Raw genomic sequence first — 13,560 nt, forward strand, 5'->3', positions numbered from 1 at the left:
AAGTCAGTAACAAAGGTAAAGAAGGCGACGATAAGTCGCCTTTATTTTTTCCCCGATGTAACATTGCCTTGCCTAATGATTTCAAATAAGACACCTGCTAAGCACGCAATGAATAAAACCCGTCAACAAGAGCTTACCCGCTGGTTAAAACAGCAAAGCGTTCTCTCCCGCCGATGGCTGATGCTTTCTCGTCTGCTCGGTGCGGTCAGCGGAGTGCTGATCATCGCCCAGGCCTGGCTTCTGGCCAAGATACTGCACCACATGATTATGGAAAACATTCCTCGGGAAGCGCTGCTGCTGCCTTTTGTAATGCTGGTTCTGGTCTTTATCCTGCGCGCGTGGGTGGTCTGGCTGCGAGAACGGGTGGGTTTCCATGCCGGGCAGCATATTCGTTTTGAGATCCGAAAAATGGTACTCGACCGCCTACAACAAGCGGGTCCGGCGTGGATCCAGGGTAAACCGGCGGGCAGTTGGGCAACGTTGATTCTTGAACAAATCGACGACATGCATGATTACTATGCTCGTTATCTGCCACAGATGGCGCTGGCTGCGTCCGTGCCGATGCTTATCCTTATCGCGATTTTCCCGTCTAACTGGGCTGCCGCGCTAATCCTGCTGTGCACCGCCCCGCTGATCCCGATGTTTATGGCGCTGGTTGGAATGGGTGCTGCCGATGCCAACCGTCGTAATTTCCAGGCACTGGCAAGACTGAGCGGCCATTTCCTCGACCGCCTACGCGGGATGGACACCTTACGTATTTTCGAACGCGGTGAAGCGGAAACCGACAATATTCGTCAGGCTTCCGAAAGTTTCCGCCAGCGCACGATGGAAGTTCTGCGACTCGCTTTCCTCTCCTCAGGCGTTCTGGAATTTTTCACTTCGCTTTCGATTGCCGTTGTCGCTGTTTACTTTGGTTTCTCCTATCTTGGCCAGCTGAATTTTGGCAGCTATGGCACGACCGTCACCTTGATGTCTGGCTTTTTGGCATTGATCCTGGCGCCGGAATTCTTCCAGCCGTTGCGTGATTTGGGTACTTTTTATCATGCCAAAGCGCAGGCAGTGGGTGCAGCCGACAGTCTGAAGACCTTCCTTGAAGCTCCACTGGCACAGCCTGAGCGTGGTAGCGTCGCGCCAGATGAAACGCAAAATGTGAGCCTTGAAGCGCAAGGTCTGCTGATTAAATCGCCGGAAGGTAAAATCCTCGCAGGACCGCTGAATTTCAGCCTCGCCGCTGGCGAGCGCGTGGTGCTGGTCGGCCAGAGCGGTTCGGGCAAAAGCTCACTGCTCAATACTCTGACAGGTTTTCTGCCATACGACGGCTCGTTAAAGGTGAATGGGACCGAATTGCGTGACCTGGATCCTGACGCATGGCGACGCCTGCTGAGTTGGGTCAGACAAAACCCGCAGCTTCCGGCGTATACGCTGCGTGAAAATGTGCTGCTGGCGAATCCAAAAGCCAATGAGGCGCAGCTGCAACACGCGCTCGACCGTGCCTGGGTGAACGAATTTATCAGCCAGCTTCCGCAAGGGATTGATACGCCAGTCGGCGATCAGGCGGCCCGGTTGTCCGTCGGTCAGGCCCAGCGAGTGGCTGTGGCCCGTGCCCTGCTCTCTCCTTGCCGCTTCTTGTTACTGGATGAGCCAGCCGCCAGCCTCGACGCACACAGCGAACAGCGCGTTATGCAGGCGCTAACGGAAGCAGCAACCAACCAGACCACACTGATGGTCACTCATCAGTTAGAAAATCTTGCCGAATGGGATGCCGTTTGGGTCATGCATCAAGGCCAAATCGTCGAGCAGGGTTCGTTTGCAGAGCTTGCTGAAGCACAAGGGCATTTTGCGCACCTGCTTGCCCATCGTCAGGAGGAGATTTAAATGCGCGTTTTAGCCCCTTACCTGGTGTTATATAAGCGACACAAATGGTTGCTCTCCCTCGGCGTCGTGCTCGCGATTATCACCTTGCTGGCCAGCATTGGTCTGCTGACGCTCTCTGGCTGGTTCTTGTCCGCCTCGGCAGCCGTCGGTTTTGCTGGCGCCTACACCTTTAACTATATGTTGCCTGCCGCGGGTGTACGGGGTGCCGCCATCATCCGTACCGCTGGACGCTATTTCGAGCGTCTGGTCAGCCACGATGCAACCTTTCGCGTGTTGCAGCACCTGCGCGTATTTACGTTCAGCAAGCTGCTGCCGCTCTCCCCTGCCGGGCTGGCACGTTTTCGTCAGGGCGATTTGCTCAACCGCGTGGTGGCGGATGTCGATACCCTCGATCATCTCTACCTGCGCGTCATTTCCCCGCTGATTGGGGCGCTGGTCGTCATTCTGGCGGTCACGTTTGGCTTGAGTTTTCTCGACCTGACGCTGGCGCTGACCCTCGGCGGCATTATGTTACTGACGCTATTCCTGCTACCGCCGCTGTTTTACCGGGCCGGAAAACCAACCGGTGAGAACCTGACGCGGCTTCGCGGTGAATACCGCCAGCAGCTCACATCCTGGCTGCACGGCCAAGCCGAGCTGACAATTTTCGGTGCCAGCAAGCGTTATCGCGAGCAGATGGAACAGACAGAGCTGAGCTGGCACGAGGCGCAACGCCGCCAGTCCGAACTGACAGCCCTTTCCCAGGCACTGATGCTGCTGATGGGTGCCGCGGCGGTCATTGTGATGCTGTGGATGGCCGCTGGGGGCGTAGGCGGCAATAGCCAGCCAGGCCCGCTGATCGCGCTGTTCGTGTTCTGTGCGCTAGCCGCATTTGAAGCGCTGGCCCCGGTGACTGGCGCATTCCAGCACCTTGGACAAGTCATGGCTTCCGCAATGCGGATAACAGAACTGACAAGACAACAAGCCGAAGTCACGTTCCCTGAGACTGTTTCTGAAGTACCGCAACACGTGAGCCTGACGCTGAACAATATCAGCTTCACCTACCCGCAGCAGATTCAACCCGCGCTGGCGAATCTTAATTTGCACGTCAACGCCGGAGAACATGTTGCGATTCTGGGCCGAACCGGCTGCGGTAAATCGACCTTGTTACAGTTGCTGACCCGCGCCTGGGATCCTCAGACCGGTGAATTACTGCTGAACAAGCAGCCGATTTCATCTCTGGATGAAATAACGCTGCGCCGCACCATGAGCGTAGTTCCACAACGAGTACACCTTTTCAGCGCTACCCTGCGGGATAACCTGCTGCTGGCAGCCCCGAACGCCACGGATGACGCACTGAGCGCCGTGCTTGTGCGCACCGGCCTGGAGAAGTTACTCGACGATGGCGGGCTCAACAGCTGGCTCGGTGAAGGTGGGCGTCAACTCTCCGGCGGCGAGCTGCGCCGCCTGGCGATTGCCCGCGCCCTGCTGCACGATGCGCCGCTAATGCTGCTCGATGAACCAACCGAAGGCCTCGACGCCACCACGGAAAGCCAAATCCTTGATTTACTGGCCGATGTGATGCGTGACAAAACCGTGCTGATGGTGACCCACCGCCTGCGCGGACTGGCTCGTTTTGAGCAAATAATTGTGATGGACAACGGACAAATTATTGAGCATGGTAATCACGCAGAATTGCTGGCCCAACAGGGGCGTTATTATCAGTTCAGACAGCGTCTGTAGACTACTATTCACTATTATTAGGCTTATCAGGCGTGGAGTTGTGAAGTATGCGGCTGGTCCAGTTATCACGTCATTCCATAACCTTTCCGTCGCCGGAAGGTGCCCTGCGCGAGCCTAACGGTTTGCTCGCTCTGGGTGGTGATCTCAGCCCAGCGCGACTGCTGATGGCCTATCAGCGCGGTATCTTTCCCTGGTTTTCACCCGGCGACCCGATTTTATGGTGGTCGCCTGACCCTCGTGCCGTTTTGTGGCCTGACGCATTTCATATCAGTCGCAGCATGAAACGGTTTCACAAATCGTCCCCATTTCGTATCACGTTAAATCACGCTTTCGGCCAGGTGATTGAAGGTTGCGCCGCCGATCGCGATGAAGGCACATGGATTACCGAAAGCATTGTTCAGGCCTATCATCGGCTACATGAGTTGGGGCATGCGCATTCGGTTGAGGTGTGGCTGGGAAGCGAGTTGGTGGGTGGCATGTACGGCGTGGCGCAAGGGGCGCTGTTCTGCGGTGAGTCGATGTTCAGTCGGGCGGAAAATGCCTCAAAAAGCGCACTGATGGTTTTCTCGCAGGCGTTTGCCGGTCAAGGTGGAAAGTTGATGGATTGTCAGGTGCTGAATAATCATACAGCATCGCTGGGTGCAATTGAAATTCCCCGCCGCGAGTACCTGGAACACCTCGCAGAATTACGCACGCAGCCCCTGCCCGGGCACTTTTGGGTCCCTCGCACGCTCTTTTTACCCACAGTGTAAATGTTTTCGGCACATTCATTGTCAAGGTGATATAATTGCCTCGGAAGTCGTTTCTGCCTGTTGCCCCGCCATCGTTTCAGGAATATCCCCCTATACGTTTGCGCTCGTCATACGGTCTCTGTGTATGACAGACGGGTAATGCGCAAAAACGATCTCTTTTTACCCTGCACACCGGCATTAGGCCGAAAGATGACGGGTAAATCTTTACTTAATGGCTGAATTTCGGCATTATCTTGCCGGTTCAAAACTATGGTAGTGATACCCCCCGAGGACTAGATGGCCAAAGAAGACAATATTGAAATGCAGGGTACCGTTCTCGATACGTTACCTAACACCATGTTCCGCGTAGAGCTTGAAAACGGGCACGTGGTAACTGCGCATATCTCCGGTAAAATGCGTAAAAACTACATCCGCATTCTGACGGGCGACAAAGTGACTGTTGAGTTGACCCCGTACGACCTGAGCAAAGGCCGCATTGTCTTCCGTAGTCGCTAATCGCTAAACGGCCCGCTGGGCACGTTGATGCTGAAAGGTCGGGAATCCCCGACCTTTTTCAATTCCTGGCGCTCATATGCTTTCCGCAGTGATACTCAAATCAACCTTGCTGCCCCTTTTTCTTTGCACCCACGCTCTCCAGGCGCCCCTCCATGTAACAAAAAAGTTAACACGTAGTTAACCAACCAATCAGCAATGCTAAATAATCACCACGCAAAATCATAAGACACTGTTATTATTTAATTTATTTAATATTGTCATTAACAATTCTGAAATAAAAACACAACAATCACTTCTTATACTTCGCGCCTTACTCATCATTGATGGCAAGGAGTGTAGTTTTGAAATCTTCGGTTCGGCCTCTGGCTCTGCTTATTGGTCTGGTGTGTTGTACCGCACATGCTGCGGATGCCTCTCTCTCAACCCCACACCTGGCGGGGATCGATAATTTTCGTGACGTCGCCGGGATAACTACCGCTTACGGCACTGCCAATGATGGCGTGATGCGCGCGGGAGTGTTCTATCGCTCGAATGCCCTGACGCCGCAAGGTGACGATCTTTCCGTGCTTGAGCAACTCAACGTCAGGACGGTTATCGATCTGCGCTCTCCGGCAGAAGTCGCGGCACAGGCTGACACGCTGCCGGCTAACAGCAAATACCTGAATATTGATTTGATTGGCAACAACGGCGCGTTCGTTATCGATCTCAACAAAATGACCGTCAACGATGTGGATGCGATGATGGAAGACGGAGAACGCAGTTTTGTCACCACGCCGTATGCCCGTCAGGGGCTGGGCGACGTGTTTCGTGACCTCGCCAGAGCCGATGATGCCGCCCTGTTCCACTGCACCGCGGGTAAAGACAGAACCGGCTGGGTGAGCGCAGTGCTGCAAACCATCGCTGGCGTCAGCCATGACGATATCGTAGCGAACTACCTGGCCACCAACGACTACACCGCCGAGCGGATCAACGCCACACTGGCCGTCTTGCCCGCTTCTATGCGCGGCACCTACGGCGCGCTGATGGGCGTACGCGCCAATTGGCTACAGGCTGGGCTGGATCAGGTGGTGACCACCTACGGCTCAATGGATAATTACCTGAAGGAAGGGCTGGGTCTCGACCAGGCGACGATTTACGTGCTTCGCGGGAAAATGGTGCGTTATTTGAGCCTGCCAGGGCAAAACGAATTCAGCGGGAATGCCGCCAACGGCGCGTCATTGTTGAACGCATTGCAAGACTCTCCACTTTCGGGCCACTACACAGCGTATAACGACTTCCTCCAGAGCGCCATCGACCAGGGTACGCTTGCCGGGGTTGAAAAACAGATTGGCGGCCAGGTTCACGCCGATGCCAACAGCTATTTGCTGCGCCAGCCTTCGCGTTTATATGATTCCCTCGCACCGGTAATTTCCGGCCAGGGTATGCAGAATGAGCAATCCCTGGTGTGGTTACAGGGTCAGTCCGCGTATCTGGGAACCGACAGCAGCAGTAATGCCAGTTCTGGCAATGAGCATACCAACGGCGCGATGGTCGGCGCCACGTATCGCTTTAACGATCGCGCGGCGGCCAACGGCGGTGTGGGTTACAGCCACGGTTCCGTGTCCTCCGCCGGGGGCGAGGTAAAGACTAATACGACTCAGATGAGCCTTGGCGTACGCTATGCGCTGAATTCACTGGATGCAGGGCCGTGGGTCGGTCTCCAGAGCAGCGCTGGCTATATCGACTATCAGAGCGATCGTCGTTTAGGCGGGGGTTTAGGCACGGCTCAGGGCGATACCAACGGCGGATACTACAGTGGCCGCGCCTCTGTTGGTTGGCTAACCCAAGCCGCAACGCTAAGCCTGACGCCCGCCGTTGGCGTGCAGGTCACCCATTTAAACATCGACAGCTTTAAAGAGAGTGGCAGCGAACTGGCGCTGGACATGGCGGGCGTCAACGAAACGCAGACCAGTCTGACCGCCGACCTGGGTATTACTATTCTGCCCCAGGCGGTGGGCAACTGGTCGCTGACGCCAGGGATTGCATTAGGTTACGAGCGAATGCTGAATGACGCGTCCACAAACAGCCATGGCACGCTGTATGGCATTGGCGTGGACCAAACCTCCGCCTATGGCAGCAAAAACCTCTACAAAGCGGGTGTGCAGCTCAGTGCGCATTACCGCAGTGTGACGGTCAGCACCCGGGTAAATTATCTCACCGCCGATAAGCACAGCGATGGCGTATCGGGTCTGTTGGACGTGGCTGTCGCCTTTTAAATTTCAGGCATAAAAAAACCGGGCTTTCGCCCGGTTTCGTCATTTCAGTTATCACACCGACGGTTTAGTGTGCCGCTTCCGGTTTGCGTTTCTGCGCCGCCTGGAAGTCATAGGTCAACGCATTGGCGTCGGTATCGAGCGCCACGGTGACCTGACCGCCGTCCACCAGCGAGCCAAACAGCAGTTCGTTGGCGAGCGGTTTCTTCAGGTTGTCCTGAATCACACGCACCATTGGACGCGCACCCATCGCACGGTCGTAGCCTTTTTCCGCAAGCCAGTTGCGGGCTTCCTGACTCACTTCCAGCGACACGCCTTTCTGATCCAGCTGCACCTGCAGTTCAACAATGAACTTATCGACGACCTGATGGATAACATCCGTTGACAGGTGATCGAACCAGATGATGTTGTCCAGACGGTTACGGAATTCCGGCGTGAAGATTTTTTTGATCTCTTCCATCGCATCGGTGCTGTTATCCTGATGGATCAGCCCGATAGATTTACGCTCAGTTTCACGTACCCCGGCGTTGGTGGTCATCACCAGAACGACATTGCGGAAGTCTGCTTTGCGGCCGTTGTTATCGGTCAGCGTGCCGTTGTCCATCACCTGCAACAGCAGGTTAAAGACATCCGGATGCGCTTTTTCGATTTCATCCAGCAGCAGTACCGCGTGTGGATGCTTGATGACCGCGTCCGTCAGTAGACCACCCTGATCAAATCCCACGTAGCCCGGAGGCGCACCAATCAGGCGACTCACCGTGTGGCGTTCCATGTATTCCGACATATCGAAACGCAGCAGCTCAATACCGAGCGCCTTCGACAGCTGAACGGTCACCTCAGTTTTACCGACCCCGGTTGGCCCTGCGAACAGGAACGAACCGACCGGTTTGTGATCCTGGCCCAGTCCTGCACGGCTCATCTTGATGGCTTCGGTTAAGGCCTCAATGGCTTTATCCTGACCAAAGACCAGCATTTTCAGGCGGTCGCCGAGGTTTTTCAGCGTGTCGCGGTCGCTCTGAGAAACGCTCTTCTCAGGGATACGCGCGATACGGGCCACCACGGTTTCAATATCCGCAACGTTGATCGTTTTCTTGCGTTTGCTGATCGGCATCAGACGCGCACGTGCGCCCGCTTCGTCGATCACATCAATCGCTTTATCCGGCAAATGACGATCGTTAATGTATTTCACCGCCAGTTCCACGGCCGCACGCACCGCTTTCGCGGTATAACGCACGTCGTGGTGCGCTTCGTACTTCGGCTTCAGGCCGTTAATGATTTGAACGGTTTCTTCAACCGACGGCTCCGTGATATCGATTTTCTGGAAGCGTCGTGCCAGTGCACGGTCTTTTTCGAAAATGTTGCTGAATTCCTGATACGTCGTGGAACCAATCACCCGAATTTTGCCGCTGGAAAGCAGCGGTTTAATCAGGTTCGCCGCATCAACCTGGCCGCCGGACGCCGCACCCGCACCGATAATGGTGTGGATCTCGTCGATAAACAGGATGCTGTTGGTATCCTGCTCCAGCTGTTTGAGCAGCGCTTTAAAGCGTTTTTCAAAATCACCGCGATATTTGGTGCCCGCCAGCAGCGAGCCAATATCCAGCGAGTAAAGGGTGCAATCGGCAATTACTTCCGGCACGTCGCCCTGCACAATGCGCCAGGCAAGACCTTCCGCAATCGCGGTTTTACCGACGCCGGACTCACCGACCAGCAACGGGTTATTTTTACGTCGACGGCACAGAACCTGTATGGCACGCTCCAGCTCTTTATCGCGGCCAATCAGCGGGTCAATGCCGCCTACGCGAGCAAGCTGATTTAAATTGGTGGTGAAGTTTTCCATACGATCCTCCCCGCCTGCTTGCTCTTCAGTGTTCGGTTGGCTTCCGGAATCGGAAGACTGGCTCGGCTCGTCTTTACGGGTGCCGTGGGAGATGAAGTTCACCACATCGAGACGGCTCACTTCATGTTTGCGCAGCAGATAGGCCGCCTGCGACTCCTGCTCGCTGAAGATGGCGACCAGGACATTCGCACCAGTGACTTCGCTACGGCCGGACGATTGAACGTGGAATACGGCACGCTGTAATACGCGCTGGAAGCTGAGCGTCGGCTGAGTGTCGCGCTCTTCTTCGCTGGCTGGCAGTACCGGCGTGGTCTGTTCGATGAAGGCTTCGAGTTCCTGACGCAGCGCCACCAGATCCACGGAGCAGGCTTCCAGCGCTTCGCGGGCAGATGGGTTGCTGAGCAGAGCCAGCAACAGATGCTCGACGGTCATAAACTCATGACGGTGCTCGCGCGCTCTGGCGAAAGCCATATTTAAACTGAGTTCCAGTTCTTGATTGAGCATAGGCACCTCCCCCAATTTGAATGCCTGAAATCAGGCCTGTTCCAGCGTACACAACAACGGATGTTCGTTTTCCTTAGCGTACGTGTTCACCATCGCAACTTTGGTTTCGGCGACTTCGGCGGTAAACACGCCGCAAATCGCTTTGCCCTGATAGTGAACAGCGAGCATCAGTTGCGTTGCACGTTCTACATCATAAGAAAAGAATTTCTGTAACACGTCAATAACAAACTCCATTGGCGTGTAATCATCATTGAGCAATATCACTTTATACATCGACGGCGGCTGTAGCGCGTCGCGTACTTTGTCTTCTGCAAGCTGGTCGAAATCCAGCCAATCACGCGTCTTACCCATTGTCAGTGTTCATCTTTGGTTGCCGCTCCGGCGGGAAACATCCCGTCGGCATTCCAGAGCGAGTTCATTTGAATCTACAGTAAAGCGTAGATAACTATCCTCTATTACTGCCATTCGCCATTCCTGCTAATCGCGACTTTTGTCACATTCCTTGCAATAGCGTTAACTGCTTCAAATTTTGGTGCATTTTTCACCGAACTTCGCTATCTGCCGCTTGACGCGATGCCTGATTTATCTAAATTGTACAGGCGAGAGTTGGTGAGGTTTTGAACAGCCCGCCGATTTCACCACCGGTTCTTTCCATCTGAATATAAGATTCTCGAAGGATGTCGATGTATGGAAATGGGTACTGTTAAGTGGTTCAACAATGCAAAAGGGTTCGGTTTTATCTGCCCTGAAGGCGGCGGCGAAGATATCTTCGCGCATTACTCTACCATCCAGATGGATGGCTACAGAACGTTAAAAGCCGGACAAGCCGTTCGGTTTGATGTCCACCAGGGGCCAAAAGGCAATCACGCCAGCGTCATCGTTCCGGTCGAAGCTGAAATCGCCGCGGTTGCGTAGTCTTTAGCTCCATTGTGTACATCACGCAGTCAAAATGCCAGTCTCTGTTTTTTCGTGACTGGCATTTTTATGCCCGCTATTCCCGCGCCAGGGCATCCACCGGATCAAGCCGGGCTGCATTTCGCGCCGGTAACCAGCCAAACAGCACGCCGGTCAGGGTAGAACAGATAAACGCCATCAGCAGTGCCAACGGGGAGAAACCGATTCCCCAGTCGGGCAAAAACAGCTGCAGGGTAAAGGCGATAATCAGCGATAAACTGACGCCCAACGCACCGCCCACCAGACACACCAGCACCGCTTCAATCAAAAACTGTTGCAGCACATCACTGGCCCGCGCCCCCACCGCCATGCGGATCCCTATTTCACGGGTGCGTTCCGTCACCGACACCAGCATGATATTCATCACTCCGATGCCGCCCACCACCAGCGAAATTATCGCCACCAGGGTTAAGAACAACTGTAGTGTATGTGTGGTCCGCTCAGCCGTTTTCAAGATGCTGTCCATGTTCCAGGTGAAGAAATCTTTCTTCCCATGGCGCAGATTCAGTAAGCGCGTAAGCTGCAGGTCGGCCAGCGTGCTGTCATAGCCTTCGTTCACGCGGACCGTTATCGAATTCAGCCACGACTGGCCGATCACCCGCCCGGCCATCGTGGTGTACGGCAGCCAGACACGGAGAATTTTACTGCTGCCAAACATCCCCTGCTTTTCATCCGCCACGCCAATAATGGTGGCAGGCATATTTCCCACCAGAATGATTTCACCCACCACATTGGCTTTGTTCGGGAACAGCTGGCGTCGGGTATTACCGTCAAGTACCACCACCTGCGCCCGGCCATTCAGCTGCACGTCATTGAAGGTATTCCCTTCGCTGAAGGTCATGCCGTAAACGTTAAAATACTGCGCGCCCACGCCTTCTACGCTGGCCGAAACGTCGGTATTGCCCACTCGCAAACGCAGGCTTTTCGACACCGCAGGCGTGGCAGAACTCACCCAGGATTGCTTTTGGATCGCCAGCAGGTCGTCATATTTTAGCGCCTGCTGATATTGCGGATCGTCGTCACCAAAATCTTTGCCGGGGTACACATCGATGGTATTAGTGCCGATCGCGCGGATATCCGCCAGCACCATCTGCTTGGCGGCATCGCCCACAACCACAATCGACACCACCGAGGTGATGCCGATAATGATCCCGAGCATCGTTAACAGGGTGCGCATTTTATTGGCCGCTAATGCCCGCCAGGCCATGGCCAGCGCCTCGCGAAAGCCGCTGATGAACTGTCTCCAGCCGGAAAGCTCACCGGCTGACGCGACGCTTGACGCACCTGAAAGCGCTATTTTTGCAGGCGGATCGCTAATGATTTCGCCGTCGCGAATTTCGATGATGCGCTCAGCCTGCGCCGCCACCGTCGGGTCGTGGGTGACGATAATCACCGTATGCCCCTGGGATTTGAGCTGATGCAGAATCGCCATGACCTCTTCGCCAGAATGGCTGTCGAGCGCCCCGGTCGGTTCATCGGCCAGTATCACCTGCCCGCCGTTCATCAGCGCACGGGCGATACTCACGCGTTGCTGCTGACCGCCGGAAAGCTGCGAGGGTTGATAATCCACGCGATCGCCCAAGCCCAGGCGCTGCAACAGCTGCTGCGCCCGCTCAAACCGCCGTTTACGCTCGGTGCCTGCATACACCGCAGGCACCTCCACGTTTTGCGCCGCCGTCAGGTGCGACAGCAAATGATATCGCTGGAAGATAAAACCGAAATGTTCCCGACGCAGCCGCGCGAGCGCATCGCCGTCGAGCGTTGCTACGTCCGTGCCCGCCACGCGATAGGTGCCACTGCTCGGCTTATCGAGGCAGCCGAGAATGTTCATCAGCGTCGATTTACCGGAGCCGGACGCGCCGACAATCGCCACCATTTCACCCGCATGAATGCTGAGCGTAATCCCTTTCAGAACCTCAACACTCTGGTCACCGGAAGGATAACTGCGACGAATATGGCTGAGCTCCAGCAACGCCGTCATTTCACCGCCCCAGGTTTGCCCTCGCCAGTAATGACTTCATCGCCCTCTTCAAGACCTTTCACCACTTCCACATCGGTGTCGTTCCGCGAACCCAGGGTGATTTCCCGCTCTTTAACTTCGCCATTACGTAGCAAGCGTACGTTGTAACGGTTGTCGCCCGTCGCATCGCCCAGGGCAGAAAGCGGAATGCTCAGCACATTGTTCACGCCCGAAAGCTGAATATGCACCTGGGCGGTCATTTCCAGGCGCAGCACGCCATTCGGGTTCGGCACTTCAAAACGCGCGTAATAGAAAATGGCGTCATTGACCTTTTCCGGGGTCGGCAGAATGTCTTTCAGCGTGCCTTCGTATCGGGTTAGCGGATCGCCCAGTACCGTAAACCAGGCTTTCTGGCCCGGTTTAAGGTGGATCACGTCAGCCTCGGAGACCTGGGCTTTAACCAGCATGGTGCGGAGATCGGCCAGGGTCAGAATGTTAGGCGCCTGCTGGGCTGCAATCACAGTCTGGCCTTGCAGCGTGGTAATTTGCGTCACTTCGCCCGCCATTGGCGCCAGAATGCGGGTGTAGTCGAGGTTGGTTTTGGCGGTGTCCAGGGTCGCCTGATTGCGCTTGATTTGCGCATCAATGGTGCCAATCTGCGCCTCTTTCACCGCCACGTCCGTCGCGGTGGTGTCCAAATCCTGCTGTGAAATAAGTTTGGTTTTGGCCAGTTGCTGGTTACGGGCGTAGGTCACCTGCGCCAGCTTACGTTCAGCCAGCGCCTGCAAGCGCTGCGCGCGCAGCTCCATCAGCGTCGCTTCCACCTCTTTGATTTGGTTTTGCGCTTGTTCAGGGTCGATAACCCCCAACAGCTGATCTTTCTTCACCTTATCGCCAATCGCGACCGACAGCGTTTTCAACTGCCCGCTGACCTGCGCGCCGACGTCGACTTTACGCACCGCGTCGAGCTTACCGGTTGCCAGCACGCTCTGTTGCAGGTCGCCCTTACGGACAATCAGCGTTTGATAGCTCGGCAATGGCGCATTTAACGTCCGCCATAACCAGACCCCCGCCAGTAACACCAAGACGGCGAGCACCAGGTAAACTTTTTTGCCCTTTCCCTTCAGCTTCATAAAAATCCTACGCGTTTATCTTCTGCCGTTGATTGTATCTAAACATTTCCTCAACGAAACCTCTCTTTTCTGG

The 13,560-nt window shown here is 55.2% G+C and carries 10 protein-coding genes; 6 read left to right on the forward strand and 4 right to left on the reverse strand.

All coding sequences use genetic code 11. From position 1 onward, the window contains the following. Window positions 1-108 precede the first annotated feature (108 nt). The 5 genes from cydD to MUU51_RS18405 all read left to right on the forward strand — a co-directional run bounded on the left by cydD (window position 109) and on the right by MUU51_RS18405 (window position 7,099). Window positions 109-1,875 carry a heme ABC transporter permease/ATP-binding protein CydD gene (cydD, locus tag MUU51_RS18385; protein WP_258968317.1) on the forward strand — a complete coding sequence of 589 codons (1,767 nt, stop codon included), beginning with the start codon at window positions 109-111 and terminating at the stop codon, window positions 1,873-1,875. Continuing rightward, entirely contained in the window at window positions 1,876-3,597 is a 1,722-nt protein-coding gene (cydC, locus tag MUU51_RS18390; protein ID WP_258968318.1) for a heme ABC transporter ATP-binding protein/permease CydC, read from the forward strand. 47 nt (window positions 3,598-3,644) lie between these two features. Continuing rightward, window positions 3,645-4,349, forward strand: a complete 705-nt coding sequence (gene aat, locus MUU51_RS18395) for a leucyl/phenylalanyl-tRNA--protein transferase (protein WP_159773370.1) — start codon at window positions 3,645-3,647, stop codon at window positions 4,347-4,349. A 276-nt stretch (window positions 4,350-4,625) separates the two neighbouring features. Continuing rightward, a complete protein-coding gene (gene infA, locus MUU51_RS18400) occupies window positions 4,626-4,844 on the forward strand; it encodes a translation initiation factor IF-1 (RefSeq protein WP_002211347.1) in 219 nt (72 codons plus the stop codon). A gap of 341 nt (window positions 4,845-5,185) precedes the next feature. After that, window positions 5,186-7,099, forward strand: coding sequence for a tyrosine-protein phosphatase (locus MUU51_RS18405; protein WP_258968319.1), 1,914 nt, complete (start codon window positions 5,186-5,188; stop codon window positions 7,097-7,099). 64 nt (window positions 7,100-7,163) lie between these two features. Here the strand turns inward: MUU51_RS18405 and clpA are convergent, their stop codons facing one another. After that, complete coding sequence (gene clpA / locus MUU51_RS18410) at window positions 7,164-9,440, reverse strand: ATP-dependent Clp protease ATP-binding subunit ClpA (RefSeq protein WP_159773374.1); 2,277 nt, start codon at window positions 9,438-9,440, stop codon at window positions 7,164-7,166. A 30-nt stretch (window positions 9,441-9,470) separates the two neighbouring features. Further along, complete coding sequence (gene clpS / locus MUU51_RS18415; RefSeq protein ID WP_159753810.1) at window positions 9,471-9,791, reverse strand: ATP-dependent Clp protease adapter ClpS; 321 nt, start codon at window positions 9,789-9,791, stop codon at window positions 9,471-9,473. 336 nt (window positions 9,792-10,127) lie between these two features. Here clpS and cspD point away from each other — a divergent pair, with 336 nt between their 5' ends. After that, complete coding sequence (gene cspD, locus MUU51_RS18420; RefSeq protein WP_159773376.1) at window positions 10,128-10,355, forward strand: cold shock-like protein CspD; 228 nt, start codon at window positions 10,128-10,130, stop codon at window positions 10,353-10,355. Between the two features lie 76 nt (window positions 10,356-10,431). Here cspD and macB read toward each other — a convergent pair whose 3' ends face one another. After that, entirely contained in the window at window positions 10,432-12,375 is a 1,944-nt protein-coding gene (gene macB, locus MUU51_RS18425) for a macrolide ABC transporter ATP-binding protein/permease MacB (protein WP_159773378.1), read from the reverse strand. After that, window positions 12,372-13,487, reverse strand: a complete 1,116-nt coding sequence (gene macA, locus MUU51_RS18430) for a macrolide transporter subunit MacA (protein WP_159773380.1) — start codon at window positions 13,485-13,487, stop codon at window positions 12,372-12,374. The genes macB and macA overlap by 4 nt, the downstream gene beginning before the upstream one ends. Between the last annotated feature and the right edge of the window lie 73 nt (window positions 13,488-13,560).

Source organism: Scandinavium manionii, assembly GCF_024764775.1.
Lineage (GTDB): Bacteria > Pseudomonadota > Gammaproteobacteria > Enterobacterales > Enterobacteriaceae > Scandinavium > Scandinavium manionii.